The following is a 26,993-nucleotide window of genomic DNA, read 5'->3' on the forward strand; positions in this document are numbered from 1 at the left end:
AGCACAGGTGGCGTCACATCGGTCCACCTGGCCAGATCGCTTCCCGCCCGTAACAACGCGGATACGGGAAGAACGGCAGTCACTCCGCGGCGTAACAGACCACGCCGTGCCGCTTCGACATAAGGTGACCGAGTATGGATGACCAAGGACGCACCCCTTCCTCCAGCAAGCCAATCCTCTATGTGCTCGATACCAACGTCCTGATTCACGACCCCAACGCATTACTCAACTTCGAGGAGCACCACGTCGCCATTCCCATGACGGTGCTGGAGGAACTCGACAAGCTCAAGGCCGGTAAGCAAAGCATCGCTGCCGAATGCCGCCAGGCCATCCGCCTGATCGACCAGACGCTGGGTGATGCCTCGCCCAGCGTGGTGGAGCAGGGGGTACCCATCCAGCGTGGCAAGAGTGGGCCAAAAGGGTATCTGTCCATCCTGATGACTCCGCGCAACGAGCCGAACAAGCTGTTGCCCGAAACCCTCAACGACAACATCATCATCAATCAGCTGCTCGAAGTCAGGGCACGGCGCACCGACCTGGACGTGGTGCTGGTCACCAAGGACATCAACATGCGCCTGAAGGCGCGCGCCTGCGGCATCGCCGCCGAGGACTACAGCACCGACCAGCTGGTCGACGACGTGTCGCTGTTGTCCAAGGGCTATCATTCGGTCACCGGCTCGTTCTGGGACCGGGTCAGCAAGGTCGACACGCGTCAGGAACGTGGCCGTACCTGGCACCGGGTGCAACTGGCCGAGCCGCTGCCTGCGGTGCACGTGAACGAGTTCATCATCGATGAGCAAGGGTTCGTCGGCTGGATCAAGGGCACGCGCGAGGGCGAACTGCTGCTGCTCGACCTGCACCAGGAGCCGCTGCTGCATCAGGAAGCCTGGGGCCTGAAACCGCGTGACATTCATCAGAGCCTGGCGCTGTTGGCGCTGCTCGATCCGGATATCCACCTGGTCAACCTGACCGGGGCGGCGGGGTCGGGCAAGACCATCCTGGCACTGGCGGCGGCCATCGAGCAGACCATGGTCAGCAAGCGTTACCGGCGCATCATCGCCACCCGAAGCGTGCAGGGGCTCGACCAGGAGATCGGTTTTCTGCCGGGAACAGAGGCCGAGAAGATGGAGCCCTGGCTGGGCGCCATTACCGATAACCTCGAAGCCTTGCACATGGACGATGAAAGCACCCACGGCAGTGTCGAGTACATCCTCGAACGTGTGCCGCTGCAGTTCAAATCGCTCAACTACATCCGTGGTCGCAGCTTCCAGCAGAGCCTGATCCTCATCGATGAGTGCCAGAACCTCACGCCGCACCAGATGAAGACCATCATCACCCGTGCTGGCGCGGGATCGAAGGTGGTGTGCCTGGGTAACCTGGCGCAGATCGATACACCGTACCTGTCCGCGACCAGTTCGGGCCTGACCTACCTGACCGAACGCTTCAAGGACTTCCCCCATGGCGTGCACATCACCCTGCAAGGGGTGCCTCGGTCGGTGTTGGCCGAGTTCGCCGAGTCACACATGTAGTAGCCCCGCACGCCGGGCGGTTCACCGCCCGGCGGCTTCGGGCCGCAATGCGTCGGCCTGGCCCCTGCTCAAACCTGACCCACCGGTTTACACTCTCAGCTCCCTTCACAGGAGCAGAGCAGTGCTGACACATCTTGATTCCCAAGGGCGGGCCAACATGGTCGACGTCACTGAAAAAGCCGTGACCGAGCGCGAGGCCACGGCCGAAGCGCGCGTGCGCATGTTGCCGCACACCCTGCAGATGATCGTTGACGGTGAGCACCCCAAGGGTGATGTCTTCGCCGTGGCGCGCATCGCCGGCATCCAGGCGGCGAAGAAGACCAGCGACCTGATTCCGTTGTGTCATCCGCTGATGCTGACCAGTGTCAAGGTCGAGCTCAGCGCCGAGGGCAGTGATGCAGTGCGTATCGTCGCCCGGTGCAAGCTGGCCGGGCAGACCGGTGTGGAGATGGAAGCGCTGACGGCGGCCAGCGTAGCCGCGTTGACCCTCTATGACATGTGCAAGGCCGTGGACAAGGGCATGGTCATCGAGCAAGTGCGCCTGCTGGAGAAGCTGGGCGGCAAAAGCGGCCCGTACAAGGTGCAAGGCTGATGAAGATCAAGGTGATGTATTTCGCTCGCTACCGGGAGCGGCTGGAGCGCGGCAGCGAGTCGCTCGAAGGGACGTTCAGAGTAGTGGACGATGTGCGCCTGGCGTTGGTGGGTAGAGGCGAGCCTTACCAGGTGCTGGCCGAGCAAAACCTGATGTGCGCGCGCAACGAGGAATTGTGCAGGCTGGATGAGCCTGTGCAAGACGGCGACGAAGTGGCCTTCTTTCCGCCTGTGACTGGAGGTTGAGCATGGCCGTTCGGGTACAGGAAGGCGCTTTCGATCCGGGCGTTGAGACCAACGCCTTGCATGCGGCCAACGTAGGTGTCGGGGCAGTGGTCAGTTTCATCGGCTACGTGCGGGACTTCAACGACGGCCAGGAGGTGGCGGGCATGGTGCTCGAGCATTATCCCGGCATGACCGAGAAGGCCCTGGCCAAGATCGTGGCCGAGGCACGGCAGCGCTGGCCGTTGTTGAAGGTCGAGGTGCTGCACCGCGTGGGGCATTTGGCGCCCGGCGAGCCGATCGTGTTCGTCGGCGTGGCCAGTGCCCATCGGCAGGCCTCGTTCGAGGCTTGCAACTTCATCATGGATTACCTGAAGACCCGGGCACCGTTCTGGAAGAAGGAAACGACCGGGCAAGGGGAACGATGGGTGGAAGGACGTCAGAGCGATCAGGACGCGGCAGGGCGATGGGGATAGGGGGGAGCGATTGACCTTGGGCGCTGCACGAACGCCCGGGGAGCTGTGATGTTCAGGGCCGCTGCGCGGCCCATCGAGGCCGGTCCGGCGGCCAGGAGCATGGGCAGATCGATCTGACCGACCCAACCCGATCAGGCGTGCTTGCGCGGCACCGGCTTGAGCAACTCCTCAGGTGGCATCTCGCACTTGATCTTGCGCCCCAGCAGCGTCTCGATCGCAGGCAACTGGTACGAATCATCTTCGCCAGCAAAGCTGATCGATACGCCACTGGTGCCTGCCCGGCCGGTACGGCCGATCCGGTGCACGTAGTCGTCAGGGTCTTCCGGCAGGGTGAAATTGATGACATGGCTGATGCCGTCGATATGGATCCCGCGTCCAGCCACATCGGTCGCCACCAGCACCGTGATGCGCCCCTCACGGAAGTTCTCGAGGGTACGGATACGCTTGTGCTGAGGTACATCGCCGGACAACTGCGCGGCATTGACGCCATCGCGTACCAGTTTTTCCTCGATACGGCGTACTTCGTCCTTGCGGTTGGCGAACACCATCACCCGTTCCCACTTGTTCTGGGTCACCAGGTTGTACAGCAGCTTGTACTTGTCGCTGCCAGCCACCGCATAAACGTGCTGCTCGACCGTTTCGCTGGCCACGTTCTCGGGCTCGATCTCGACGATGGCGGGATTGGTCGTCCACTGCTTGGCCAGGTTCATCACGTCATCGGTAAAAGTGGCCGAAAACAGCAGCGTCTGGCGCTCGCTCTTGGGCGGCGTCTGGCGAATGATCTGGCGCACCTGCGGGATGAAGCCCATGTCCAGCATGCGGTCGGCTTCGTCCAGCACCATCACCTCGACCATGTCCAGGTGCACCTCGCCACGCTGGTTGAAATCCAGCAGGCGGCCGGGCGTAGCCACCAGGATGTCGCAGTGCCGTGCTTCCAGAGCCTTGAGCTGCTTGTCGAAGTCCATGCCGCCGACGAAGCTCATCACGTTCAAGCCGGTGTATTTGGTCAAGGCGACCGCGTCCTTGGCGATCTGCACCACCAGTTCGCGGGTGGGGGCGATGATCAGTGCGCGTGGCTCGCCCATGTAGCGTTCCTTGGGCGGGGGCGTCTGTTGCAGCTGGGAAATGATCGAGATCAGGAACGCGGCAGTCTTGCCCGTACCGGTCTGGGCCCTGCCGATCGCATCCTGGCCGCGCAGCGTGAAGCCCAGCACTTGCGCCTGGATCGGCGTGCAGTAAGGAAAACCCAGGTCGTGAATGGCGTGCATTAGCTCGTTGGAAAGTTTGAAATCGTGGAAACGCGTCTTGCCCTCCTGGGGCTCGACCACGAAGTCCTCCGGTTTCCACAGGCTGGCCTGGGGCTTGGGTTTTGGCTTGCGCTCTCGACGCGGTTTGTCGCTGGCAGGCTTGGTAGCGGCAGGTTGTACAACCTGGGCGGCAGGCTGGCTGCGCGCAACGGCAGGGGCCGATGGCGCATGGGCCTGGGGGGCCGCTGGCGCCGGGGCAATGCTGGCAGCGGGCGCAGTGGCCTGGGGGGCAATGTCTCCCTTGCCGAATATTTTCTTGAGTGCCTTGAGCACGGTCATCTCGTCAATTGGTTAAGGAATGTACGCCGGGCAGTGTAATGCAAGATCCCTGCTCGGCGTAGTGCAATGGCCTTGAACGACTCGTGCGCGCGGCTTACTGAAGTTGCGTGGTCAGCCATTGGAGGATGTCGTTCAGCTCTTCGACGACCACTTCATGTTCCATTGGGTACTCGTGCCAGCGGGCAGCGACGCCCCAGGTGTTCAGGTACTCGAAGGCCGTACGTCCCATCGATGGGATCACCACCGGGTCGTGCACGCCATGCAGGCACAGGGCCGGGGTGCGTTGCTGGCACGCGCTCAGCGTGTGCTCGTCAGCGAAGGTGGGGGCATAGGTGGAGAGGGCCAGCACGCCACCCAGGGCTTCCTGCCACTTTATATAGGCCGTGTGCAGCACCACGGCGCCCCCTTGGGAGAACCCGGCCAGGAAGATGCGCGACAGGCTGATGCCCTTGGCCTGCTCGGCCTTGATCAAGGCGATGACCTGCTCGGCCGAGGCATCGAGCTCGGCCTCGTCGATGGCCCTGGCCGGCGTCATGGCCTTGATGTCGTACCAACTGGGCATGGCGTAGCCGCCGTTGATGGTCACCGACCGGGTCGGCGCCTGGGGCATGACGAACCGGGTCGTGAGCAGATGCTGCTGCATGAATTCGGCCACCGGTAGGAAGTCGTAACGGTCCGCGCCCAGGCCGTGCAACCAGATCACACAGGCATCTGCGGCTTTTTGAGGTTCGAGAATGAGTGGGTCAGTCATGGCTGCTCCGAAAACGTGCGTGTGGAAGAGGTCGTGCTTGAAAAGAAGGCGCGCGCCCGGCGAGTCGGAAAAAGAATGTCGCAACGATGCAACTTTCCCTACTTGACTCGTGCTTAAACGCTCAAGCCACGCAATCTGGTACGCGGTTTGCACTTCCATCTGTGATGCAAAGGACAGGCCGAGACGGTAACACCCTTTGCACGCGAAGGCTGTCACAGAACAGCCCATTGCGCCAAGTGACCCAATAACAAGCCAATACGGGTCGGATGCGCCTCAAAAGGGTGCGGTGCAATTCCGGCTCGATACAACAAGAGCGATTTGGAGGTTGTGAATGAAGATGTTGAAAACCACCCTGGCAGTCCTGACCGCTGCCGCTGCCCTGGGCGCTGTGAGTACGGCCCAGGCCGGGGCGACGCTCGATGCGGTTAAGAAGAAGGGCTTCGTCCAGTGTGGCGTGAGTGACGGTCTTCCTGGCTTCTCGGTTCCGGATGCACAAGGCAAGATCGTCGGGATCGACGCCGATGTCTGCCGCGCCGTGGCGGCAGCCGTGTTCGGGGACGCGACCAAGGTCAAGTTCAGCCAGCTCAACGCCAAGGAACGCTTCACCGCGCTGCAATCGGGCGAAGTCGACGTGCTGTCGCGCAACACCACCTGGACCAGTTCGCGCGATGCCGGCATGGGCCTGATGTTCACCGGGGTCACCTATTACGACGGCGTAGGTTTCCTGGTCAACAAGAAGCTTGGCGTATCCAGTGCCAAGGAGCTCGATGGCGCGACCATCTGCATCCAGGCCGGCACCACGACCGAACTGAACGTATCGGACTTCTTCCGCGCCAACGGCCTGAAATACACTCCCATCACCTTCGACACCTCGGATGAAAGCGCCAAGTCCCTGGAGTCTGGCCGTTGCGATGTGCTGACGTCGGACAAATCTCAACTGTTCGCCCAGCGTTCCAAGCTGGCTGCCCCAGCTGACTACGTGGTACTGCCGGAAACCATTTCCAAGGAACCGTTGGGGCCGGTCGTGCGCAAGGGTGACGAGGAGTGGTTCAGCATCGTCAAGTGGACCCTGTTCGCCATGCTCAATGCCGAAGAAGCCGGCATCACCTCCAAGAACGTCGAGGCCGAGGCCAAGGGCACCAAGAACCCGGACGTGGCGCGTCTGCTCGGTGGCGACGGCGAGTACGGCAAGGACCTCAAGCTGCCCAAAGACTGGGTAGTGCAGATCGTCAAGCAAGTGGGCAACTACGGCGAAGTGTTCGAGAAGAACCTTGGCCAGAGCACCGACCTGAAGATCGACCGTGGCATGAATGCCTTGTGGAACAACGGCGGCATCCAGTACGCACCCCCTGTGCGCTGATGGTTGCACCTGCGGCGGCATCCCGCCGCCGCAGGCGGTCCGCTACCCTTTTCTTCGGGGCATTTCATGCAAAATCCAATTGGCGCACGAAAGGGTTTATCCCTGAGCGATCCACGTGTGCGCGCGTGGCTGTTCCAGCTACTGACCATCGTCTTCGTGGTCGGTCTGGGCTGGTACCTGTTTCACAACACGCAAACCAACCTGCAGCACCGGGGCATCACCTCGGGGTTTGACTTTCTTGACCGCAGTGCCGGCTTCGGCATCGCCCAGCACCTGATTCCCTACGTGGAGTCGGACAGCTACGCGCGGGTGTTCGTCATCGGGCTGCTTAACACCTTGCTGGTGACCCTCATCGGCGTGGTGCTGGCCACCCTGCTGGGCTTCATCATCGGTGTCGCCAGGCTGTCGCCGAACTGGATGATCAACAAGCTGGCTACCGTGTATGTGGAAACCTTCCGCAACATCCCGCCGCTGTTGCAGATCCTGTTCTGGTACTTCGCCGTGTTCCTGACCCTGCCAGGGCCGCGGGGCAGCATCAACATCGACGACGCGTTCTTCATCAGCAACCGCGGCCTGAACATGCCTGGGGCCTCCATGGCAGAAGGCTTCTGGCCCTTCGTGGCTGCCCTGCTGATAGCTGTGCTGGCGACCGTGCTGATGGTGCGCCGAGCCAACCGGCGCTTCGAAGAAACCGGCCAGCCGTTTCACAAGTTCTGGGTAGGGCTGGCGCTGATGATCGCCATCCCAAGTGCCTGTGTGCTGTTGTTCGGCAGCCCCGTGCAGTGGGAGGTGCCGCAACTCAAGGGCTTCAACTTTGTCGGCGGCTGGGTACTGATCCCTGAACTGCTGGCGTTGACCCTGGCCTTGACGATCTACACGGCGGCGTTCATCGCTGAAATCGTGCGCTCGGGCATCCGTTCGGTCAGCCACGGCCAGACCGAGGCTGCGCGTTCGCTAGGGCTGCGCGAAGGGCCAACCTTGCGCAAGGTAATCATCCCGCAGGCGCTGCGCGTGATCATTCCACCGCTCACCAGCCAGTACCTGAACCTGGCGAAGAACTCCTCGCTGGCCGCAGGCATCGGCTACCCGGAAATGGTTTCGTTGTTCGCCGGCACCGTACTCAACCAGACGGGCCAGGCCATCGAAGTGATCGCCATCACCATGAGCGTCTACCTGGCCATCAGCATCAGCATTTCGCTGTTGATGAATTGGTACAACAAGCGCATCGCGCTGATCGAACGGTGAGGACACGCCTGTGAATGCTCATGTTTTCAAACCTGACATGCCGCCTCCGGTCAAGACCGTCGGTGTGCTCGCCTGGATGCGTGCCAACCTGTTCTCCAGCTGGCTCAACACCCTGCTTACCCTGTTCGCCATCTACCTGGTCTGGCTGATCGTGCCGCCGCTGCTGCAGTGGGCGTTGATCGACGCGAACTGGGTGGGCACCACCCGTGCCGACTGCACCAAGGAAGGCGCCTGCTGGGTGTTCATCCAGCAGCGTTTCGGCCAGTTCATGTATGGCTACTACCCATCCGAGATGCGCTGGCGGGTGGACCTGACGGTATGGCTGGCGGTGCTGGGCGCAGCGCCGCTGTTCATCCGCAGCTTCCCGCGCAAGGCGGTCTACGGCCTGGGGTTCCTGGTGCTGTACCCGTTGGTGGCCTACACCCTGCTGCACGGCGGACTGTTCGGCCTGGAGACGGTACCGACCAGCCAGTGGGGTGGCCTGATGCTGACGCTGGTGATCGCCACCGTGGGCATCGTCGGGGCCTTGCCCCTGGGGATCGTACTGGCACTGGGGCGGCGCTCGCGCATGCCGGCGGTGAAAGTGGTGTGCGTAACCTTCATCGAGTTCTGGCGAGGCGTGCCACTGATCACGGTGTTGTTCATGTCGTCGGTGATGCTGCCGCTGTTTCTGCCCGAGGGCATGAGCTTCGACAAGCTGCTACGGGCCATGATCGGGGTGATCCTGTTCCAGTCGGCGTACATCGCCGAAGTGGTACGTGGGGGCCTGCAAGCCATCCCCAAGGGGCAGTACGAAGCCGCCGCCGCCATGGGGCTGGGCTACTGGCGCTCGATGGGGCTGGTGATCCTGCCCCAGGCGCTCAAGCTGGTTATCCCTGGCATCGTCAACACCTTCATCGCCCTGTTCAAGGACACCAGCCTTGTGATCATCATCGGCCTGTTCGACCTGCTCAACAGCGTCAAGCAAGCTGCCGCCGACCCGGCCTGGCTGGGCATGGCCACCGAAGGCTATGTGTTCGCCGCCTTGGTTTTCTGGATTTTCTGTTTCGGTATGTCCCGCTACTCCATGCACCTGGAGCGCAAGCTGGACACTGGCCACAAGCGTTAGGAGTTTCGAAATGAGTGAAGCGATCAAGCAGCCTGCCGGCCCCGAAGGCATCATCCAGATGCAGGGCGTGAACAAGTGGTATGGCCAGTTCCATGTGCTCAAGGACATCAACCTCAATGTTCGCCAGGGCGAGCGCATCGTGCTGTGCGGGCCCTCGGGCTCGGGCAAGTCCACCACCATCCGCTGCCTGAACCGCCTGGAAGAACACCAGCAAGGGCGAATTGTGGTTGACGGTGTGGAGCTGACCAACGACCTCAAGCAGATCGAGGCCATCCGCCGCGAAGTGGGCATGGTGTTCCAGCACTTCAACCTGTTTCCGCACCTGAGCATCCTGGAAAACTGCACTTTGGCGCCCATGTGGGTGCGCAAGATGCCCAAGCGCAAGGCCGAGGAAATCGCCATGCACTACCTGGAGCGAGTGCGTATCCCGGAGCAGGCGCACAAGTACCCAGGGCAGTTGTCCGGTGGTCAGCAGCAGCGCGTGGCCATCGCCCGGGCGTTGTGCATGAAGCCCAAGATCATGCTGTTCGATGAGCCGACCTCGGCGCTGGATCCGGAAATGGTCAAGGAAGTGCTCGATACCATGGTTGGCCTGGCCGAAGATGGCATGACCATGCTCTGCGTGACCCACGAAATGGGCTTTGCCCGCACTGTGGCGAATCGGGTGATCTTCATGGACAAGGGCGAGATCGTCGAGCAGGCGTCACCGGACGATTTCTTCGACCGGCCACAGAGCGACCGCACGCGCTTGTTCCTCAGCCAGATTCTGCATTGATGCAGTAAAGGGGCGATTGGCCTGCGTGGCACCGCAGGCCAATCCCAAGCGCCCACGTGCGGGGCACTTGCGTTACTTTTCTTCCTGCTTGGCCACCGGCGCTGGCGGTGGCCGCAGGCCTACCTCGGCGATCAGCTTGAGCTGCTGACCGTTGCGCATTACCTCGATGGTGATCTTTTCGTTGGGCTTGATGCGCGCCACCTGGTTCATCGACCGGCGGCCATCGCCCGCCGGCTCGCCGTTGATGCTCAGGATCACATCCCCCAACTGCAGACCGGCCTTGGCTGCCGGGCCTTCGCGGAATATGCCCGCCACCACGATGCCTGGCCGGTCCTTCATGCCGAACGACTCGGCAAGCTCTGCGCTTAGCGGCTGAACTTCGATGCCCAGCCAGCCCCGGATGACCTGGCCGTGCTCGACGATCGACTTCATCACCTCAAGGGCCAGCTTCACTGGAATGGCGAAGCCGATGCCTTGCGAGCCACCTGACTTGGAGAAGATGGCAGTGTTGATGCCGATCAGGTTGCCGTTGGCATCCACCAAAGCGCCGCCCGAATTGCCCGGGTTGATCGCCGCGTCGGTCTGGATGAAATCTTCGTAGTTGTTCAGGCCCAGCTGGTTACGGCCGGTGGCGCTGATGATACCCATGGTCACGGTCTGGCCGACCCCGAACGGGTTGCCGATCGCAAGGGACACGTCGCCGATGCGAATGGTATCGGAGCGCCCGATGGTGATGGCCGGCAGTTTCTTCAGGTCGATCTTGAGCACCGCCAGGTCCGTCTCCGGGTCGCTGCCGATCACCCTGGCCAAGGTTTCCCGGCCATCCTTGAGCGCCACGACGATCTGGTCGGCGCCGCTGGTCACATGGTTGTTGGTCAGCAGATAGCCCTCGGGGCTCATGATCACCGCCGAGCCCAGGCTGGACTCCCAGCGGCGTTGCTTGGGCAGGTTGTCGCCGAAGAACCGGCGGAACTGCGGGTCTTCGAACAGCGGGTGCGAACTCTTGTTCACCACCTTGGTGGTGTACAGGTTGGCCACCGCAGGCGCAGCCAGGGTAACGGCATCGGCATAGGAGACCGGGCCCTGCACCACCTGCGTGGACTGGGGCGCCTGTTGCAGGTTGACATCCTGACTGGGCAAGCCGACCCACTCCGGAAAGCGTTGGATGATCAGGGCGGCGATGAGCACGCCGGTGAGCAGGGGCCAGCCAAAGTAACGCAGAGCCTTGAACATGAACGAATCCTGGAAAGAGCCGCGGCCTGGGGCCGCGCAGTGGAGCGTGGGCGCGCGATCATACACCGGTTCCCCCAGTGCCGACGACGGCCCATAATGGCCGGCATTATACGGACCTTCTCCAGGCCTTGCGCCTGGCAGGCACGCAGTTTTTTCGAGGAGATTTCCCATGGCCGTCGCGCTGAGTACATTGGTCGAAGAAGCCGAGCGCTACCTGGGCAGCAGCAGGATCCAGGACTATTGCCCCAACGGCTTGCAGGTCGAAGGCCGGCCGCAGGTCGGGCGCATCGTCACTGGCGTGACCGCCAGCCAGGCCTTGCTCGATGCAGCCGTTGAGGCTCAAGCCGATCTCGTGCTGGTGCACCATGGTTATTTCTGGAAGGGGGAAAACCCCTGCATCACCGGCATTCGCCAGCGACGCCTGAAAACCCTGCTCAACAACGACATCAGCCTGCTGGCCTTTCACCTGCCGCTCGACGTCCATCCGGAAGTGGGCAACAACGTGCAGCTGGCGCAACAGCTTCAGATCACCGTAGAGGGCCCGCTAGACCCAGACAACCCCAAGGTGGTCGGGCTGGTCGGGTCGCTGGCCCAACCCATGACTGCCCGCGATTTTGCCCGCCGTGTGCAGGATGTGCTGGGGCGTGAGCCGTTGCTGGTCGAAGAAGACAGAGTCGTTCGTCGTGTGGGGTGGTGCACCGGCGGCGGGCAGGGGTACATCGACACGGCGATCGCGGCCGGGGTGGACTTGTACCTGACCGGCGAAGCGTCGGAACAGACCTACCACAGCGCCCGCGAAAACGGCGTGAGCTTCATCGCCGCAGGGCACCATGCGACCGAGCGCTACGGCGTGCAGGCATTGGGCGATTACCTGGCACGGCGTTTTGCCGTGGAGCACCTGTTCATCGACTGCCCCAATCCGATCTGACCGACCTGTCGGCGCAGGCCGCGTGGCAATGGGTTGGCAGGCTTGAGCGCCGACCCGCAGCCCAAACCCTCAGTCATATGGTTAGACGCTTTCGATCTATCCAGGCGCCTAAATAGAAGCATCTGCTGTGATAGAGTGGCTCGCTCGAACACGGCCCGCTGGCCGTCCATAAGATCGTTTTTCGTGAGTAGCCATGGTCGACAAACTGACGCACTTGAAACAGCTGGAGGCGGAAAGCATCCATATCATCCGCGAGGTGGCCGCCGAGTTCGACAACCCGGTCATGCTGTACTCGATCGGCAAGGATTCCGCCGTGATGCTGCACCTGGCGCGCAAGGCTTTCTTCCCGGGCAAGCTGCCGTTCCCGGTGATGCACGTCGACACCCAGTGGAAATTCCAGGAGATGTACCGCTTCCGCGACAAGATGGTCGAGGAAATGGGGCTCGACCTGATCACCCACGTCAACCCCGAGGGTGTGGCCCAGGGCATCAACCCGTTCACCCATGGCAGCTCCAAGCATACCGACATCATGAAGACCCAGGGCCTCAAGCAGGCGCTGGACAAGCATGGTTTCGATGCCGCTTTCGGTGGCGCGCGCCGCGACGAAGAAAAGTCGCGTGCCAAGGAGCGCGTGTACTCCTTCCGTGACAGCAAGCACCGCTGGGATCCGAAGAACCAGCGCCCTGAGCTGTGGAACGTGTACAACGGCAAGGTTAACAAAGGCGAGTCCATTCGTGTGTTCCCTCTGTCGAACTGGACCGAGCTGGACATCTGGCAGTACATCTACCTCGAAGGCATCCCGATCGTGCCGCTGTACTTCGCCGCCGAGCGCGAAGTCATCGAGAAGAATGGCACCCTGATCATGATCGACGACGCGCGCATCCTCGAGCACCTGTCCGAGGAAGAAAAAGCCCGCATCGTCAAGAAGAAGGTGCGTTTCCGTACCCTGGGCTGCTACCCGTTGACGGGCGCCGTGGAGTCCGAAGCCGAGACGCTCACCGACATCATTCAGGAAATGCTCCTGACCCGCACCTCCGAGCGCCAGGGCCGGGTCATCGACCACGACGGCGCCGGGTCCATGGAAGACAAGAAACGCCAGGGCTATTTCTAAGCTTCAAGCGGCAAGCTGCAAGAGCAATCGAGCGCGCAGCGTTCGAACCTTGTGGATTGCCGCCTGCATGGCCCGCGAGCGCTCCAGAATGCCAAGTGGGTTGATCAACCTAATTTCTAACTAGTTGTACGCCGACAAGCTTGCCGCTTGAAGCTGACAGCTTGGAGCTTGAATGAGATGAGTCACCAATCCGATTTGATCAGCGAAGACATCCTCGCTTATCTGGCTCAGCACGAGCGCAAAGAACTGCTGCGTTTCCTGACCTGCGGCAACGTGGATGACGGCAAGAGCACCTTGATCGGGCGCCTGCTGCATGACTCGAAGATGATCTACGAGGATCACCTCGAAGCCATCACCCGTGATTCGAAGAAGTCCGGCACCACAGGCGAGGAAGTGGACCTGGCGCTGCTGGTCGATGGCCTGCAGGCCGAGCGTGAGCAGGGCATCACCATCGACGTGGCCTACCGTTACTTCTCCACGGCCAAGCGCAAGTTCATCATTGCCGACACCCCGGGCCACGAGCAGTACACACGTAACATGGCGACCGGCGCATCCACCTGCGACCTGGCCATCATCCTGGTCGATGCCCGCTACGGTGTGCAGACCCAGACCCGGCGCCACAGCTACATCGCCTCGTTGCTGGGCATCAAGCACATCGTGGTCGCCGTCAACAAGATGGACCTCAAGGGCTTCGATGAAGGCGTCTTCGAGTCGATCAAGGCCGACTACCTGGCCTTCGCCGAAGCCATCAACCTGACGCCGAGCAGCCTGCACTTCGTGCCGATGTCCGCGCTCAAGGGTGACAACGTGGTCAACCACAGCGAGCAGTCGCCGTGGTACACCGGCCCGACATTGATGGAAATCCTGGAAACCGTGGAAGTGGCGGCCGACCGCAACTTCACCGACCTGCGTTTCCCGGTGCAGTACGTCAACCGCCCCAACCTGAACTTCCGTGGTTTTGCAGGCACCCTGGCCAGCGGCGTGGTGCACAAGGGCGATGAAGTCGTCGTGCTGCCGTCGGGCAAGAGCAGCCGGGTGAAGTCCATCGTCACCTACGAAGGCGAGCTGGAAAGCGCAGGCCCGGGTCAGGCCGTGACCCTGACCATGGAAGACGAGATCGACATCTCCCGTGGTGACCTGCTGGTGCATGCCGACAATGTGCCGCCTGTGACCGACCAGTTCGAAGCCATGCTGGTGTGGATGGCCGAAGAGCCGATGCTGCCGGGCAAGAAGTACGACATCAAGCGTGCGACCAGCTACGTGCCGGGTTCGATTGCCAGCATCACCCACAAGGTGGACGTCAATACCTTGGAAAAAGGCGCTGCCAGCGCCTTGCAGCTGAACGAGATCGGTCGCGTCAAGGTATCCCTGGACAGCGCCATTGCGCTGGACGGCTACGAGAGCAACCGCACCACCGGTGCGTTCATCGTCATCGACCGCCTGACCAACGGCACCGTGGGCGCCGGCATGATCATCGCCCAGCCTGTACTGCCCCATGGCAGTGCCGGGCAGCATGGCAAGTCGGCGCATGTCTCGACCGAAGAGCGTGCCCTGCGCTTTGGCCAGCAGCCGGCGACCGTACTGTTCGGCGGCCTGTCCGGCGCTGGCAAGAGCACTCTGGCCTACGCTGTGGAGCGCAAACTGTTCGACATGGGCCGTGCCGTTTATGTACTCGACGGGCAGAACCTGCGCCATGACCTGAACAAGGGCCTGCCACAGGATCGCGCTGGCCGTACCGAGAACTGGCGCCGCGCCGCCCATGTGGCGCGCCAGTTCAACGAAGCCGGCTTGCTGACCCTGGCCGCCTTCGTGGCCCCAGATGCCGAAGGCCGCGAACAGGCCAAGGCCCTGATCGGCAAGGACCGCCTGGTGACCGTCTACGTTCAGGCCTCGCCACTGGTGTGCCGCGAACGCGATCCGCAGGGCCTGTATGCCGCCGAAGGCGACAACATCCCAGGCGAAAGCTTCCCGTTCGATGTGCCACTGGACGCCGATCTGGTGATCGATACCCAGGCCACCAGCGTGGAAGAAGGGGTCAAGCTCGTGCTGGATGTGTTGAGGCAGCGTGGGGCGATCTGACCGACGCTGGTCCCCGAGCATACCCCGCCCAGGCGGTAGTGTTGTTCACCTGGGGCCGCTTAGCGGCCCCAGTGATCTTGAATGAACAACATTACGACACCGGTATGAATCTTCCTTCCTTCACCGCCTTGTACGAAAAACTCGAATAGATCTCCTTGACCCCCGGCAACCGCTGCAACACTTCACGGGTAAACTCCCCGAACGATTCCAGGTCGACGGCGAGCACTTCCAGCAAAAAATCGTAGCGTCCCGAAATGTTGTGGCAAGCCACGATTTGCGGAATGGCCATCAGCCGTTGCTCGAATGCCAATGCTGTCTGCTTGGTGTGGGACTCCATCATGATGCTGACGAACGCGGTCACGCCAAAGCCCAGCGCCTTGGGTGAAAGCACGGCCTGGTATCCGTTTATGTACCCGCTCTCCTCAAGCCGCTTGACCCGCCGCCAACAGGGCGAAGTGGTCAGCGACACCAGGTCGGCCAACTCGGCGATGGTCAGGCGTGCATTGCCCTGCAGGGCAATCAGAAGGGCGCGATCGATACGGTCTAGCTCGGCAGGCATAACGTGCCCTCGAAAACAGCAGAATGGTGGTTTTGTTGTGAAATAAGCAGTGCTTGCAAGTTAGTTTGGAAAAATTCGCGCAACGCAGTGGCATAAGCTTAGATCAAACCAACAAGAGGCTGTTGCCATGCGCGACTCCCGTCACGACAACGGTTTTTCAACGCGTGCCATCCATCACGGCTACGACCCGCTCGCGCACGGCGGCGCACTGGTACCACCGATCTACCAAACCGCTACCTATGCCTTTCCCACCGTCGAATACGGCGCGGCGTGCTTTGCCGGTGAACAGGCCGGACATTTCTACAGCCGTATCTCCAACCCCACGCTGAGTTTGCTCGAAGCGCGCATGGCTTCGCTTGAAGGCGGGGAGGCGGGCCTTGCGCTGGCATCGGGGATGGGCGCCATCACGTCCACGCTCTGGACCTTGCTGCGCCCGGGCGATGAGTTGATCGTCGGGCAGACCGTGTATGGGTGCACCTTTGCCTTCATGCACCATGGCATCGGGGCGTTTGGCGTGACCATCCGCCACGTCGACCTCAACGATGCCGATGCGCTGCGCGCTGCGCTCAGTGACAAGACGCGCATGATCTACTTCGAGACCCCCGCCAACCCGACCATGCGGCTGGTCGACATCGCCGCTGTGGCAGAAGCGGTACGCGGCCGCGATGTGCTGGTGGTAGTCGACAACACCTACTGCACGCCTTACCTGCAACGGCCGCTGGAACTGGGCGCTGATCTGGTCGTGCATTCGGCCACCAAGTACCTCAGCGGCCATGGCGATATCACCGCCGGCCTGGTGGTGGGCCGCCAGGCACTGGTCGATCGCATTCGTCTGCAAGGGCTCAAGGACATGACCGGGGCGGTGTTGTCACCCCAGGACGCCATGCTGCTGATGCGTGGCATCAAGACCCTTGCCCTGCGCATGGACCGGCATTGCGCGAACGCCCAACAGGTTGCCGACTACCTGTCGCGTCAGCCGCAGGTGGAGTTGATCCACTACCCAGGCTTGCCGTCGTTTGCGCAGCACGACTTGGCCAAGCGGCAAATGCGCCTGCCCGGCGGCATGATCGCCTTCGAACTCAAGGGCGGCCTTGGCGCCGGACGCCGCTTCATGAATGCGCTGGGCCTGTTCGCGCGCGCTGTGAGCCTGGGTGATGCCGAGTCGTTGGCCCAGCACCCGGCAAGCATGACCCACTCAAGCTATACGCCCGAAGAGCGGGCGCAGCACGGTATCTCCGAGGGGCTTGTGCGTCTATCGGTAGGGCTTGAGGATGTCGAGGACTTGCTGGCAGACGTACGCCAGGCGTTGCGCGCTGGCGCATGAGATGGGGTCGAGCAAGCGCGACTGCGGGGGAAGCCTGGATTGACGGTGATCGTGCATTGAAAAGGCCTCTTTCGAGGCCTTTTTCAATGTCAGTGCTTCAGACCATAGCTCTCGTCGAGCATGCCCGGTGAGTTGGGCGTTTTCGGTGCATAGTCGCGCGGCACTTCGGCGGTGTCTCTGGGCGGCGTCAGGCGACTGTGCGGACCGTGGGAGCTTTCCGAGTGCAGCGCTGCCAGCAGGCGTTGACGCGTCACTTCGTCCAGGGCCAGGTTGTTGGCGCCGTCGGCCAGATGATCCTGGACATCCTGATAGCTCTGGTTGAGCTTTTTGACCAGTACGGCGGTGCTGTTGAAGTGCGTCACCACCTGGTTCTGGTAGCTGTCGAAACGCTGTTGGATGTCATCGAGCTGGCGCTGGCTGCTGCTGGGCGCAGCGTTGGGCAACAGGCGCGCCACGACGAAACCGACGACCACACCGATGACCAGGGCCAGGGTAGGCAACAACCAAACAAGGAGCGAGAGTTCCACGAGTCCTTCCTCTATAAACGGCTTTGCTTTACGTTAACGGCTCAGACCTGCGCTGTATACCGCGAGCGATCGCAAATCAGAACAGAATTCCTCACCTAGACGAATCGACCTCCCCCAAGGTCACGGAGTAGTGCCTTGCTTGTCCGCGAAACCCCTCTGTTCATCGACGGCCCCAGTGGCCCGCTCGAAGCCCTCTACCTGGACGTGGCAGACGCCCGTGGCGCCGTGCTGATCTGTCACCCCAACCCGGTCCAGGGCGGCACCATGCTCAACAAGGTGGTTTCGACATTGCAACGCACGGCCCGGGATGCCGGGTATGTGACCCTGCGTTTCAACTACCGCGGCGTCGGGCAGAGTGCCGGCAGCCATGACATGGGACAAGGCGAGGTGGCTGATGCTCAAGCCGCTGCCGCCTGGCTGCGGGCGGCGCATCCCGGGCTGCCCTTGGTGCTGATGGGCTTTTCCTTCGGCGGCTTCGTGGCGACCGCCCTGGCTGGCCGCCTGGAAGCCGAAGGCGTAGCCTTGCAGCATCTGTTCATGATCGCCCCGGCCGTCATGCGCCTGACCGAGCAATTCCCCGTGCCGCAACGGTGCCCGGTGACCCTGGTGCAACCCGATGCCGACGAAGTCGTTGCACCGACGCTGGTTTACGAGTGGTCCGACAGCCTGTCGCGCCCCCATGAGCTGCTGAAAGTGGCAGAATGCGGACACTTCTTCCATGGCAAGCTGACCGACCTCAAGGATCTGCTGCTGCCACGCCTTTCGAACTGAGCCAAGCCTGAATAAGCGAACACCCATGACCACGCGTATCCTTACCGGTATCACGACCACCGGCACTCCGCACCTGGGCAACTATGCCGGTGCCATCCGCCCGGCCATCCGAGCCAGCCAGCAGCCTGGCGTGGACTCGTTCTACTTCCTGGCCGACTACCATGCCCTGATCAAGTGCGACGACCCGCTGCGCATCCAGCGCTCGCGCCTGGAAATCGCCGCCACCTGGCTAGCCGGTGGCCTGGATCCGGACAAGGTGACCTTCTACCGCCAGTCCGACATTCCGGAAATCCCCGAGCTGACCTGGCTGCTGACCTGCGTTGCGGCCAAGGGCTTGCTCAACCGGGCCCATGCCTACAAGGCATCGGTGGACAAGAACGTCGAAAACGGCGAAGACCCGGACGCCGGCGTCACCATGGGCCTGTTCAGCTACCCGGTGCTGATGGCGGCGGACATCCTGATGTTCAACGCCAACAAGGTGCCGGTTGGCCGTGACCAGATCCAGCACGTGGAAATGGCCCGCGATATCGGCCAGCGCTTCAACCACCTGTTCGGCCAGGGCAATGAGTTCTTCGCACTGCCGGAAGCGGTCATCGAGGAAAGCGTGGCCACCTTGCCCGGCCTGGATGGGCGCAAGATGTCCAAGAGCTATGACAACACCATCCCGTTGTTCACCAGCGCCAAGGACATGAAGGATGCCATTTCGCGCATCGTGACGGACTCGCGCGCGCCGGGTGAAGCCAAGAACCCGGACGACGCGCACCTGTTCACGCTGTTCCAGGCCTTCTCCACGCCTGCACAGTGCGCCGAGTTCCGAGCCGAGCTGGAGCAGGGCCTGGGTTGGGGCGAAGCCAAGCAGCGCCTGTTCCAGCTGCTCGATGGCCAGTTGGCGGAAAAGCGCGAGTATTACCATCAGCTGATCGCGCGGCCTGCGGATCTGGAGGACATCCTCCTGGCAGGCGCGGCCAAGGCGCGCACCATCGCCACGCCGTTCCTGGAACAGTTGCGCGAGGCCGTTGGCCTGCGTTCGTTCCGCAGCAGCGTGCAGACCACGGCGAACGTCAAGAAGAAGGTCGCCAAGAGCGCGCGCTTCGTCAGCTTCCGGGACGAAGACGGCAGCTTCCGCTTCCGCTTGTTGGCTGCCGATGGCGAGCAACTGCTGTTGTCCCGCAGCTTTGCCGATGGCAAGAGCGCCGGTGCCGCAAGCAAGCTGTTGCAGCAAGGCGATGGGGTCGATATCCGCGCCGAGGGGCTGGGCTTTGGTGTGTGGCTCAAGGGTGAGCCGGTTGCCGACGGTGCCTCGTTCGACAGCGAACAAGCCCGTGATGCAGCCATCGAGCGTCTTCGTGCAGCGCTTGAGCCGCAACAGGACTGATCGACGGACGGAATGTGCCCGCCCTCTGGCCCGATGATCAGGGCACTATCATCGGGCTCTGGTTACCGGTATGGGGCATATTGACGCAAGTCGCATTGCCATTAGGCGGGCCGCTCGCTACAGTGACGGCCCGTTTTTTGTTGCCTCGCTAACGAATCATGACTCCCCTAGAACGCTATCAAGCAGATCTGAAACGTCCCGATTTCTTTCATGACGCGGCGCAGGAAACTGCGGTGCGTCACCTGCAGCGCCTGTACGACGACCTGGTGCAGGCCCAGAACAACAAGCCGGGTGTATTCGGCAAGTTGTTCGGCAAGAAGGAGCAGACCCCGGTCAAGGGCCTGTACTTCTGGGGCGGGGTAGGGCGAGGCAAGACTTACCTGGTCGACACCTTCTTCGAAGCGCTGCCGTTCAAGCAGAAGATGCGCACGCACTTCCACCGCTTCATGAAGCGTGTCCACGAAGAGATGAAAACCCTCAAGGGCGAGAAGAACCCCCTGACCATCATTGCCAAGCGCTTCAGCGATGAGGCCAAGGTGATCTGCTTCGACGAATTCTTCGTCTCGGACATCACCGACGCCATGATCCTGGGCACCCTGATGGAGGAGCTGTTCAAGAACGGTGTTTCCCTGGTGGCCACTTCCAACATCGTGCCGGACGGCCTCTACAAGGATGGCCTGCAACGTGCACGCTTCCTGCCGGCCATCGCCATGATCAAGCAGTACACCGATGTGGTGAACGTCGACAGCGGTGTCGATTATCGCCTGCGCCACCTTGAGCAGGCCGAACTGTTCCATCACCCGCTCGACGAGGCGGCGCAGCAGAGCATGCGTGCCAGCTTCAAGGCGCTGACGCCCGAGTGCACCGCAGCGGTCGAGAACGACGTGCTGATGATCGAGAACCGTCCCATTCAGGCGCTGCGCACTTGCGACGATGTGGCCTGGTTCGACTTCCGCGCCTTGTGTGATGGGCCGCGAAGCCAGAACGACTACATCGAACTGGGCAAGATCTTCCATGCGGTCCTGCTGAGCAACGTCGAGCAGATGGGCGTGGCAAGCGATGACATCGCGCGTCGCTTCATCAACATGGTCGACGAGTTCTATGACCGTAACGTCAAGCTGATCATCTCGGCCGAGGTGGAACTCAAGGACCTGTATACCGGTGGGCGCCTGAGCTTCGAGTTTCAGCGCACGCTGAGCCGACTGCTGGAAATGCAGTCTCACGAATTCCTGTCCCGCGCGCACAAGCCTTGAGACCCTGGGGCTGCCTGGCAGTCCACCGCCTGATTGCCGGCGGTGGGCTGTCAGGCAGCCCGATTGCGCTCAGGCTTCTTGCATAAACTGCTGGCGATACTGGTTCGGCGACAGGTCGGTGTGCTGGCGAAACAGCCGGGCAAAGAAGCTGGCATCGTCATAGCCCACCTCGTAACTGATGGTCTTGATGCTCTTGCGCGTGCTCGACAACAGTCCCTTGGCCGTCTCGATGCGCAAGCGTTGCAGGTAATGCAACGGCTTGTCCCCGGTCGCGCCCTGGAAGCGGCGCATGAAGTTGCGAATGCTCATGCCGTGGTTACGGGCCACGTCCTCGAAGCGGAACTTGTCGGCGAAGTGCTCTTCGAGCCAGTGCTGGATCTGCAAGATGATCAGGTCCTGGTGCAGCTTCTGGCCGCCAAAGCCCATGCGTCCCGGCGTGTAGTTGCGCTGCACTTCGTACAGAATGTCGCGCGAGACGGCCCGCGCAACATTGGCCCCGCAAAAGCGCTCGATCAGGTAGATGTACAGGTCGCAGGCCGATGTGGTGCCGCCGGCGCAGTACAGGTTGTCGGCGTCGGTCAGGTGTTTGTCCTGGGTCAGGCGTACTTGCGGGAAGCGCTCGGCAAAACTGTCGAAGAAGCGCCAGTACGTGGTCGCTTCCTTGCCGTCGAGCAGACCTGACTCGGCCAGCCAGAACACGCCACTGGCCTCTGCACACAGCACGGCGCCCCGGGCATGCTGTGCCTGCAGCCAGGGCAGCACCTGCGGATAACGTTGCAACAGGTTGTCAAAATCGTCCCAGAACGCCGGAAGAATAATCACGTCGGCATCATCCAGGCCGCCGTCCACCGGCAGCTGCACGTTGCTGAAGCTCTCGACCGGCAACCCGTCAGGGCTGACCAGGTGGATCTCGAACATGGGCTGCAAGCCCAGGCCTAACTGTTTGCCGTAGCGCAAGCTGGCCAGGTGAAAGAAGTCCTTGGCCTGCATCAAGGTCGAAGCGAATACCTTGTCAATGGCCAGGATGCTGACGCGCCGCAACGACGCGGAGGGTTGGGTAAACATCATTGTCATTGTTCTTATAGGATGGAGTGGTCAATCACTGGCTGGATCGTCTTATTTTTTACGGGTCGTGTCTAGCCTGGTAGATCGCGCCGCCCGCTGCACGGGTAAGCCGTGAAGCAAGCGGCGTTGGGTGCGTGCTCAGGGCGCGGGGTTGGGCTGGTCCTGATGAATGGCCTCGATGGCTGCCAGCAGCTCGTCATCGAGGGTGAGTTCGAGGCTGGCCAGGTTGCTGTCCAGTTGCTCGAGGCTGGTAGCGCCGATGATGTTGCTGGTCACGAATGGCTGACGGGTAACGAAGGCCAGGGCCATCTGCGCCGGATCGACACCGTGTTCACGGGCCAGCAGTACATAACGTTCGCAAGCGGCCACCGTCTGTGGGTTGGAATAGCGAGCAAAGCGGCTGAACAGGGTCAGCCGCGCCTTCTCCGGGCGGGCGCCGCCTTCGTATTTGCCGGAGAGCATGCCAAAGGCCAAGGGCGAGTAGGCCAGCAGACCGCACTGCTCCCGGATGGCGATTTCGGCAAGCCCCACCTCGAAGCTGCGATTGAGCAGGTTGTAGGGGTTCTGGATGGAGACGGCCCGAGGCCAGCCACGGCTTTCGGCCAGCTGCAGGAATTTCATGGTGCCCCAGGGGGTTTCGTTGGACAGCCCGATGTGGCGGATCTTGCCCGCGCGCACCTGCTCGTCGAGCACCTCCAGGGTTTCTTCCAGTGGCGTGAAATGGTCCTGGGCCAGGTGCTGGTAGCCCAGCTTGCCGAAGAAGTTGGTGCTGCGTTCAGGCCAGTGCAGCTGGTAGAGGTCGATGCGATCGGTCTGCAGGCGCCGCAGGCTCTCTTCCAGTGCCGCGACGATGTGTTGCCGGTTGTGCCTGAGTTGACCGTCGCGGATATGGCTGATGCCATTGCCGGGGCCGGCCACCTTGCTGGCCAGTACCCAGTCGTCCCGATCGCCCTGGCGGGCGAACCAGTTACCGATGATGCGCTCGGTAGCGGCACAGGTTTCCGGCCGCGGGGGTACCGGATACATCTCGGCGGTATCGATGAAGTTGATGCCCGCGGCCTTGGCCCGGGCAATCTGTTCGAATGCCTGGGTCTGATCGTTCTGCTCGCCCCAGGTCATGGTGCCCAGACACAGCGCGCTGACTTGGAGGTCGGTGCGACCCAGCTGACGGTAGTCCATCGGTTGCTTGCTCCTTGGCTATGGTCATTCATCAAAGCAGGTTGATATTTTTCCCGCAATCTGGATAATTCAGCCCCTCTCCGCGTGGCGGAAGTGATGCACCATCACGCAGGAAGAACCCCGTCGAACATTGGCGTGCCTGACCCGAGCCCCCAAAAGCGTCAGCGTTCGGCTGCGCGCTTGCCCTTGGCAAGCTGTGCACTATCCAGTAAGATTCGCCGTCTATTTTTCGCTGGGCGGCCTCTGAGGCTTTAGAGAATGAAAACTTTTACTGCTAAACCGGAAACAGTAAAGCGCGAGTGGTTCGTAGTCGACGCCGCTGGCCAGACCCTGGGTCGTCTGGCTACCGAAATCGCTAGCCGTCTGCGTGGCAAACACAAGCCAGAATACACCCCTCACGTTGATACCGGCGACTACATCGTCGTCATCAACGCCGAGCAGGTTCGTGTGACGGGTGCCAAGTCTTCCGACAAAATGTACTACTCCCACTCCGGTTTCCCAGGTGGTATCAAGGAAATCAACTTCGAGAAGTTGATCGCCAAGGCCCCTGAGCGTGTTATCGAAACTGCGGTCAAAGGCATGCTGCCGAAGAACCCGCTGGGTCGCGACATGTACCGTAAGCTGAAAGTGTACGCGGGTGCTGCTCACCCACACACTGCTCAGCAGCCTCAAGAACTGAAGATCTAACGGGATAGTTCATTATGTCGGCGACTCAAAATTACGGCACTGGCCGTCGCAAGACCGCAACCGCTCGCGTATTCCTGCGTCCGGGTACTGGTAACATCTCCATCAACAACCGTTCTCTGGACGTGTTCTTCGGTCGCGAAACCGCTCGCATGGTTGTTCGCCAGCCACTCGAGCTGACCGAAAGCGTTGAGAAATTCGACATCTACGTCACCGTTTCCGGTGGTGGTGTCAGCGGTCAGGCCGGTGCGATCCGTCACGGTATCACCCGCGCCCTGATGGAATACGACGAAACCCTGCGTGGCGCTCTGCGTCGTGCTGGCTACGTCACCCGCGACGCTCGTGAAGTCGAGCGTAAGAAAGTGGGTCTGCGTAAAGCGCGTAAGCGTCCTCAGTACTCCAAGCGTTAATACCGCTTCGGCAGTCGAAAAAAGCCCGGTTCCTTGGAACCGGGCTTTTTTTTGCCTTAAATAATTTACCCGCTCGTCGGTGAGCGCCTTTCCCATAGACGTAGATCAAGCAAAGCGTGGGTAGTGGCCGTGCAGCCCGGTAATCACCTTGTCAGTGTGTGGTTTTGTTACTTACCATGGCGACCAATTTTTAGCGCCACAGACACAACGTAGGTACGAGCCTGGTTCAACAGGCCAAGCAAGCTGATGGGAGAGGACTGAATGAGCAATGACGGCGTCAACGCAGGCCGGCGCCGCTTCCTCGTAGCCGCGACATCCGTGGTCGGGGCAGCGGGAGCAGTGGGGGCTGCGGTACCGTTCGTGGGGTCATGGTTCCCCAGTGCCAAGGCGAAAGCTGCAGGCGCACCGGTAAAGGTCAACATCGCTAAGGTCGAGCCAGGGCAGCAGATGGTCGCAGAATGGCGAGGGCAGCCTGTGTTCATCGTGCGGCGAACGGCTGAGATCCTCGGCAACCTCAAGAAAATCACCGGCGAATTGTCAGACCCTGATTCTCAGGCATCGGACCAGCCGACCTACGTCGATCCGCAAGTACGCTCCATCAAGCCGGAGATCCTCGTGCTGGTTGGTCTGTGCACGCACCTGGGGTGCTCGCCCACCTTCCGCCCGGAAGTGGCCCCCGTCGACCTCGGTCCCAAATGGGTCGGAGGCTATTTCTGCCCGTGCCATGGTTCCCACTACGACATGGCAGGGCGAGTGTACAAGTCGCAGCCGGCACCGCTGAACCTGCCGGTGCCGCCCCATGCCTACGAGTCCGACGAGATCATCGTCATCGGTATCGACCAGGAGAACGCATGATGAGCAAGTTCATGGACTGGATCGACGCGCGTTTCCCTGCCACCAAGATGTGGGAAGACCACCTCAGCAAGTACTACGCGCCCAAGAACTTCAATTTCCTGTACTTCTTCGGCTCCCTGGCCTTGCTGGTGTTGGTCAACCAGATCGTCACCGGGGTCTGGCTGACGATGAGTTTCACGCCTTCGGCCGAAGAGGCCTTCGCCTCAGTCGAATACATCATGCGTGACGTGGAATACGGCTGGATCCTGCGCTACTTGCATTCGACGGGTGCGTCGGCCTTCTTCATCGTGGTCTACCTGCACATGTTCCGCGGCCTGTTGTATGGCTCCTACCAAAAGCCCAGGGAGCTGGTATGGCTGTTTGGCATGCTGATCTACCTGGCGCTGATGGCTGAAGCGTTCATGGGCTACCTGCTGCCATGGGGGCAGATGTCGTATTGGGGTGCCCAGGTGATCATCTCGTTGTTCGGGGCCATTCCCGTCATTGGTGATGACATCACCCAGTGGATTCGCGGCGACTACCTGATCTCGGGCATCACGCTCAACCGCTTCTTCGCCCTGCATGTAGTGGCATTGCCGATCGTCATCCTGGGCCTGGTGGTGCTGCATATCCTGGCCCTGCACGAAGTCGGCTCTAACAACCCCGATGGCATCGACATCAAGAAGCACAAGGACGAAAACGGTATCCCGCTGGACGGTATTCCGTTCCACCCGTACTACACCGTCAAGGATATCGTCGGGGTGGTCGTGTTCCTGTTCGTGTTCTGCGCCGTGGTGTTCTTCTTCCCGGAAATGGGCGGGTACTTCCTGGAAAAACCCAACTTCGAACAGGCCAACGCCTTCAAGACCCCCGAGCACATCGCGCCAGTGTGGTACTTCACGCCGTTCTACGCCATCTTGCGCGCCGTACCGGACAAGCTGATGGGCGTGATCGCCATGGGCGCAGCCATTGCCGTACTGTTCGTGCTGCCCTGGCTGGACCGCAGCCCGGTTCGCTCCATGCGCTACAAGGGCTGGATAAGCAAACTCTTCCTGCTGGTGTTCTGCGTCGCCTTCATCGTCCTCGGCGTGCTGGGGGTACTGGCGCCAACGCCTGGGCGTACCTTGCTGTCGCAGGTGTGCACGTTCCTGTACTTCGCCTACTTCCTGCTGATGCCGTTCTACACAAGGCTCGAGAAGACCAAACCGGTTCCGGAAAGGGTGACTGGCTGATGAAAAAGTTGATTGCTGTATTTCTGTTGGCAGTGATGCCTGCATTCGCCCTTGCTGCAGAGCATGGCGTGGAGCTGGACAAGGTCGATATCGACCTGAGCGACAAGGCAGCGATGCAGGACGGTGCGCGCACGTTCGCCAACTACTGCATGGGGTGCCACAGTGCCAAGTTCCAGCGCTATGAGCGGGTGGCTGATGACCTGGGCATTCCCCACGACGTGATGCTTGAAAACCTGGTGTTCACCGGGGCCAAGATTGGCGACCACATGCAGATTGGCATGAAACCCAGCGATGCCAAGACCTGGTTCGGTGCCGCGCCACCCGACCTTACCCTGGTGGCACGGGTCAGAGGCGCCGACTGGCTGTACAGCTATCTGCGCAGTTTCTATGAAGACCCATCGCGGCCCTACGGCGTGAACAACAAGGTCTTCCCGAACGTCGGCATGCCGAACGTGCTGGTTGGCCTGCAGGGAAACCAGGTGATCGGCTGCAAGCAGGTGCAGACGGTGGTGGACGGCAAGAAACAATTTGACCCATTGACCGGCACGCCGTTGACCCATGAAGCCTGCGATCAGCTGACCATCACGCCGAATTCCGGTACCCTGACCACCGAGCAGTTCGACGAGAAGGTCAAGAACCTGGTGACCTTCCTGGCCTATTCGGCCAACCCGGTCAAACTGGAAAGCCAGCGCATTGGTACCTACGTATTGCTGTACCTGGCTTTCTTCTTCGTATTCGCCTACTTGCTCAAGCGTGAATACTGGAAGGACGTGCACTGATCACGCA

At 61.4% G+C, this 26,993-nt stretch carries 27 protein-coding genes; 20 read left to right on the top strand and 7 right to left on the bottom strand.

Annotation, left to right across the window (positions count from 1 at the left end):
- The first annotated feature begins 134 nt into the window (after positions 1 to 134).
- The 4 genes from ACF8GB_RS15325 to moaE all read left to right on the top strand — a co-directional run bounded on the left by ACF8GB_RS15325 (position 135) and on the right by moaE (position 2,818).
- Positions 135 to 1,529, top strand: coding sequence for a PhoH family protein (locus ACF8GB_RS15325; protein ID WP_023534350.1), 1,395 nt, complete (start codon positions 135 to 137; stop codon positions 1,527 to 1,529).
- Positions 1,530 to 1,650: 121 nt separating this feature from the next.
- Positions 1,651 to 2,121, top strand: coding sequence for a cyclic pyranopterin monophosphate synthase MoaC (gene moaC / locus ACF8GB_RS15330; RefSeq protein ID WP_023534451.1), 471 nt, complete (start codon positions 1,651 to 1,653; stop codon positions 2,119 to 2,121).
- Positions 2,121 to 2,366 carry a MoaD/ThiS family protein gene (locus ACF8GB_RS15335; RefSeq protein ID WP_058637177.1) on the top strand — a complete coding sequence of 82 codons (246 nt, stop codon included), beginning with the start codon at positions 2,121 to 2,123 and terminating at the stop codon, positions 2,364 to 2,366. Before moaC ends, ACF8GB_RS15335 begins: the two co-directional genes overlap by 1 nt.
- A gap of 2 nt (positions 2,367 to 2,368) precedes the next feature.
- Entirely contained in the window at positions 2,369 to 2,818 is a 450-nt protein-coding gene (moaE, locus tag ACF8GB_RS15340; protein WP_392527284.1) for a molybdopterin synthase catalytic subunit MoaE, read from the top strand.
- 131 nt (positions 2,819 to 2,949) lie between these two features.
- Here moaE and rhlB read toward each other — a convergent pair whose 3' ends face one another.
- Positions 2,950 to 4,398 carry an ATP-dependent RNA helicase RhlB gene (gene rhlB / locus ACF8GB_RS15345; protein ID WP_058637232.1) on the bottom strand — a complete coding sequence of 483 codons (1,449 nt, stop codon included), beginning with the start codon at positions 4,396 to 4,398 and terminating at the stop codon, positions 2,950 to 2,952.
- A gap of 100 nt (positions 4,399 to 4,498) precedes the next feature.
- A complete protein-coding gene (locus ACF8GB_RS15350; protein ID WP_058637175.1) occupies positions 4,499 to 5,155 on the bottom strand; it encodes an alpha/beta hydrolase in 657 nt (218 codons plus the stop codon).
- Positions 5,156 to 5,486: 331 nt separating this feature from the next.
- Between ACF8GB_RS15350 and ACF8GB_RS15355 the strand changes: the two genes are divergently transcribed.
- The 4 genes from ACF8GB_RS15355 (at position 5,487) to ACF8GB_RS15370 (ending at position 9,643) form a co-directional block, all read left to right on the top strand.
- Positions 5,487 to 6,515, top strand: coding sequence for an amino acid ABC transporter substrate-binding protein (locus ACF8GB_RS15355; RefSeq protein WP_058604931.1), 1,029 nt, complete (start codon positions 5,487 to 5,489; stop codon positions 6,513 to 6,515).
- A gap of 66 nt (positions 6,516 to 6,581) precedes the next feature.
- On the top strand, positions 6,582 to 7,760 hold the full coding sequence (locus tag ACF8GB_RS15360; protein ID WP_058637174.1) for an amino acid ABC transporter permease: 1,179 nt from the start codon (positions 6,582 to 6,584) through the stop codon (positions 7,758 to 7,760).
- 10 nt (positions 7,761 to 7,770) lie between these two features.
- Positions 7,771 to 8,868 carry an amino acid ABC transporter permease gene (locus tag ACF8GB_RS15365; RefSeq protein WP_058604933.1) on the top strand — a complete coding sequence of 366 codons (1,098 nt, stop codon included), beginning with the start codon at positions 7,771 to 7,773 and terminating at the stop codon, positions 8,866 to 8,868.
- Between the two features lie 10 nt (positions 8,869 to 8,878).
- Positions 8,879 to 9,643 carry an amino acid ABC transporter ATP-binding protein gene (locus tag ACF8GB_RS15370; protein WP_058637173.1) on the top strand — a complete coding sequence of 255 codons (765 nt, stop codon included), beginning with the start codon at positions 8,879 to 8,881 and terminating at the stop codon, positions 9,641 to 9,643.
- A gap of 72 nt (positions 9,644 to 9,715) precedes the next feature.
- Here the strand turns inward: ACF8GB_RS15370 and algW are convergent, their stop codons facing one another.
- Complete coding sequence (gene algW, locus ACF8GB_RS15375; protein ID WP_023534328.1) at positions 9,716 to 10,876, bottom strand: Do family serine endopeptidase AlgW; 1,161 nt, start codon at positions 10,874 to 10,876, stop codon at positions 9,716 to 9,718.
- Between the two features lie 169 nt (positions 10,877 to 11,045).
- Here algW and ACF8GB_RS15380 point away from each other — a divergent pair, with 169 nt between their 5' ends.
- The 3 genes from ACF8GB_RS15380 (at position 11,046) to cysN (ending at position 14,994) form a co-directional block, all read left to right on the top strand.
- Positions 11,046 to 11,804: a Nif3-like dinuclear metal center hexameric protein gene (locus ACF8GB_RS15380; RefSeq protein ID WP_049696503.1), complete on the top strand. Its 759-nt coding sequence runs from the start codon at positions 11,046 to 11,048 to the stop codon at positions 11,802 to 11,804.
- A gap of 193 nt (positions 11,805 to 11,997) precedes the next feature.
- Complete coding sequence (gene cysD, locus ACF8GB_RS15385) at positions 11,998 to 12,915, top strand: sulfate adenylyltransferase subunit CysD (RefSeq protein WP_058604935.1); 918 nt, start codon at positions 11,998 to 12,000, stop codon at positions 12,913 to 12,915.
- A gap of 177 nt (positions 12,916 to 13,092) precedes the next feature.
- Positions 13,093 to 14,994, top strand: a complete 1,902-nt coding sequence (cysN, locus tag ACF8GB_RS15390) for a sulfate adenylyltransferase subunit CysN (RefSeq protein ID WP_392527285.1) — start codon at positions 13,093 to 13,095, stop codon at positions 14,992 to 14,994.
- Between the two features lie 91 nt (positions 14,995 to 15,085).
- Here the strand turns inward: cysN and ACF8GB_RS15395 are convergent, their stop codons facing one another.
- Complete coding sequence (locus ACF8GB_RS15395; RefSeq protein WP_196185161.1) at positions 15,086 to 15,553, bottom strand: Lrp/AsnC family transcriptional regulator; 468 nt, start codon at positions 15,551 to 15,553, stop codon at positions 15,086 to 15,088.
- Positions 15,554 to 15,680: 127 nt separating this feature from the next.
- Between ACF8GB_RS15395 and ACF8GB_RS15400 the strand changes: the two genes are divergently transcribed.
- On the top strand, positions 15,681 to 16,877 hold the full coding sequence (locus ACF8GB_RS15400; RefSeq protein WP_196185162.1) for a methionine gamma-lyase: 1,197 nt from the start codon (positions 15,681 to 15,683) through the stop codon (positions 16,875 to 16,877).
- Positions 16,878 to 16,966: 89 nt separating this feature from the next.
- On the opposite strand, the gene ACF8GB_RS15405 is transcribed toward ACF8GB_RS15400, so the two are convergent.
- Complete coding sequence (locus ACF8GB_RS15405) at positions 16,967 to 17,404, bottom strand: YhcB family protein (RefSeq protein ID WP_023534478.1); 438 nt, start codon at positions 17,402 to 17,404, stop codon at positions 16,967 to 16,969.
- Positions 17,405 to 17,539: 135 nt separating this feature from the next.
- Here ACF8GB_RS15405 and ACF8GB_RS15410 point away from each other — a divergent pair, with 135 nt between their 5' ends.
- From ACF8GB_RS15410 to zapE, 3 genes are all read left to right on the top strand, one after another.
- Positions 17,540 to 18,175 carry an alpha/beta hydrolase gene (locus tag ACF8GB_RS15410; protein WP_392527286.1) on the top strand — a complete coding sequence of 212 codons (636 nt, stop codon included), beginning with the start codon at positions 17,540 to 17,542 and terminating at the stop codon, positions 18,173 to 18,175.
- Between the two features lie 25 nt (positions 18,176 to 18,200).
- Complete coding sequence (locus ACF8GB_RS15415) at positions 18,201 to 19,550, top strand: tryptophan--tRNA ligase (protein ID WP_196121593.1); 1,350 nt, start codon at positions 18,201 to 18,203, stop codon at positions 19,548 to 19,550.
- A gap of 158 nt (positions 19,551 to 19,708) precedes the next feature.
- On the top strand, positions 19,709 to 20,803 hold the full coding sequence (gene zapE, locus ACF8GB_RS15420) for a cell division protein ZapE (protein WP_058637167.1): 1,095 nt from the start codon (positions 19,709 to 19,711) through the stop codon (positions 20,801 to 20,803).
- A gap of 69 nt (positions 20,804 to 20,872) precedes the next feature.
- Here the strand turns inward: zapE and ACF8GB_RS15425 are convergent, their stop codons facing one another.
- Both ACF8GB_RS15425 and ACF8GB_RS15430 read right to left on the bottom strand, forming a co-directional pair.
- Positions 20,873 to 21,769, bottom strand: coding sequence for a GlxA family transcriptional regulator (locus tag ACF8GB_RS15425; RefSeq protein ID WP_167338593.1), 897 nt, complete (start codon positions 21,767 to 21,769; stop codon positions 20,873 to 20,875).
- Between the two features lie 237 nt (positions 21,770 to 22,006).
- On the bottom strand, positions 22,007 to 23,047 hold the full coding sequence (locus tag ACF8GB_RS15430; RefSeq protein WP_392527287.1) for an NADP(H)-dependent aldo-keto reductase: 1,041 nt from the start codon (positions 23,045 to 23,047) through the stop codon (positions 22,007 to 22,009).
- 258 nt (positions 23,048 to 23,305) lie between these two features.
- Here ACF8GB_RS15430 and rplM point away from each other — a divergent pair, with 258 nt between their 5' ends.
- The 5 genes from rplM (at position 23,306) to ACF8GB_RS15455 (ending at position 26,986) form a co-directional block, all read left to right on the top strand.
- Positions 23,306 to 23,734 carry a 50S ribosomal protein L13 gene (gene rplM / locus ACF8GB_RS15435; protein ID WP_003260798.1) on the top strand — a complete coding sequence of 143 codons (429 nt, stop codon included), beginning with the start codon at positions 23,306 to 23,308 and terminating at the stop codon, positions 23,732 to 23,734.
- A gap of 14 nt (positions 23,735 to 23,748) precedes the next feature.
- Positions 23,749 to 24,141, top strand: a complete 393-nt coding sequence (rpsI, locus tag ACF8GB_RS15440) for a 30S ribosomal protein S9 (RefSeq protein WP_003251821.1) — start codon at positions 23,749 to 23,751, stop codon at positions 24,139 to 24,141.
- A 261-nt stretch (positions 24,142 to 24,402) separates the two neighbouring features.
- Positions 24,403 to 24,996, top strand: coding sequence for a ubiquinol-cytochrome c reductase iron-sulfur subunit (petA, locus tag ACF8GB_RS15445; protein WP_023534417.1), 594 nt, complete (start codon positions 24,403 to 24,405; stop codon positions 24,994 to 24,996).
- Positions 24,996 to 26,207: a cytochrome bc complex cytochrome b subunit gene (locus ACF8GB_RS15450; protein WP_028687198.1), complete on the top strand. Its 1,212-nt coding sequence runs from the start codon at positions 24,996 to 24,998 to the stop codon at positions 26,205 to 26,207. Before petA ends, ACF8GB_RS15450 begins: the two co-directional genes overlap by 1 nt.
- Complete coding sequence (locus ACF8GB_RS15455) at positions 26,207 to 26,986, top strand: cytochrome c1 (protein WP_058604943.1); 780 nt, start codon at positions 26,207 to 26,209, stop codon at positions 26,984 to 26,986. Before ACF8GB_RS15450 ends, ACF8GB_RS15455 begins: the two co-directional genes overlap by 1 nt.
- Positions 26,987 to 26,993: the final 7 nt, after the last annotated feature.

The organism is Pseudomonas sp. xss_4, assembly GCF_043104125.1.
GTDB classification, from domain to species: Bacteria; Pseudomonadota; Gammaproteobacteria; order Pseudomonadales; family Pseudomonadaceae; genus Aquipseudomonas; species Aquipseudomonas parafulva_B.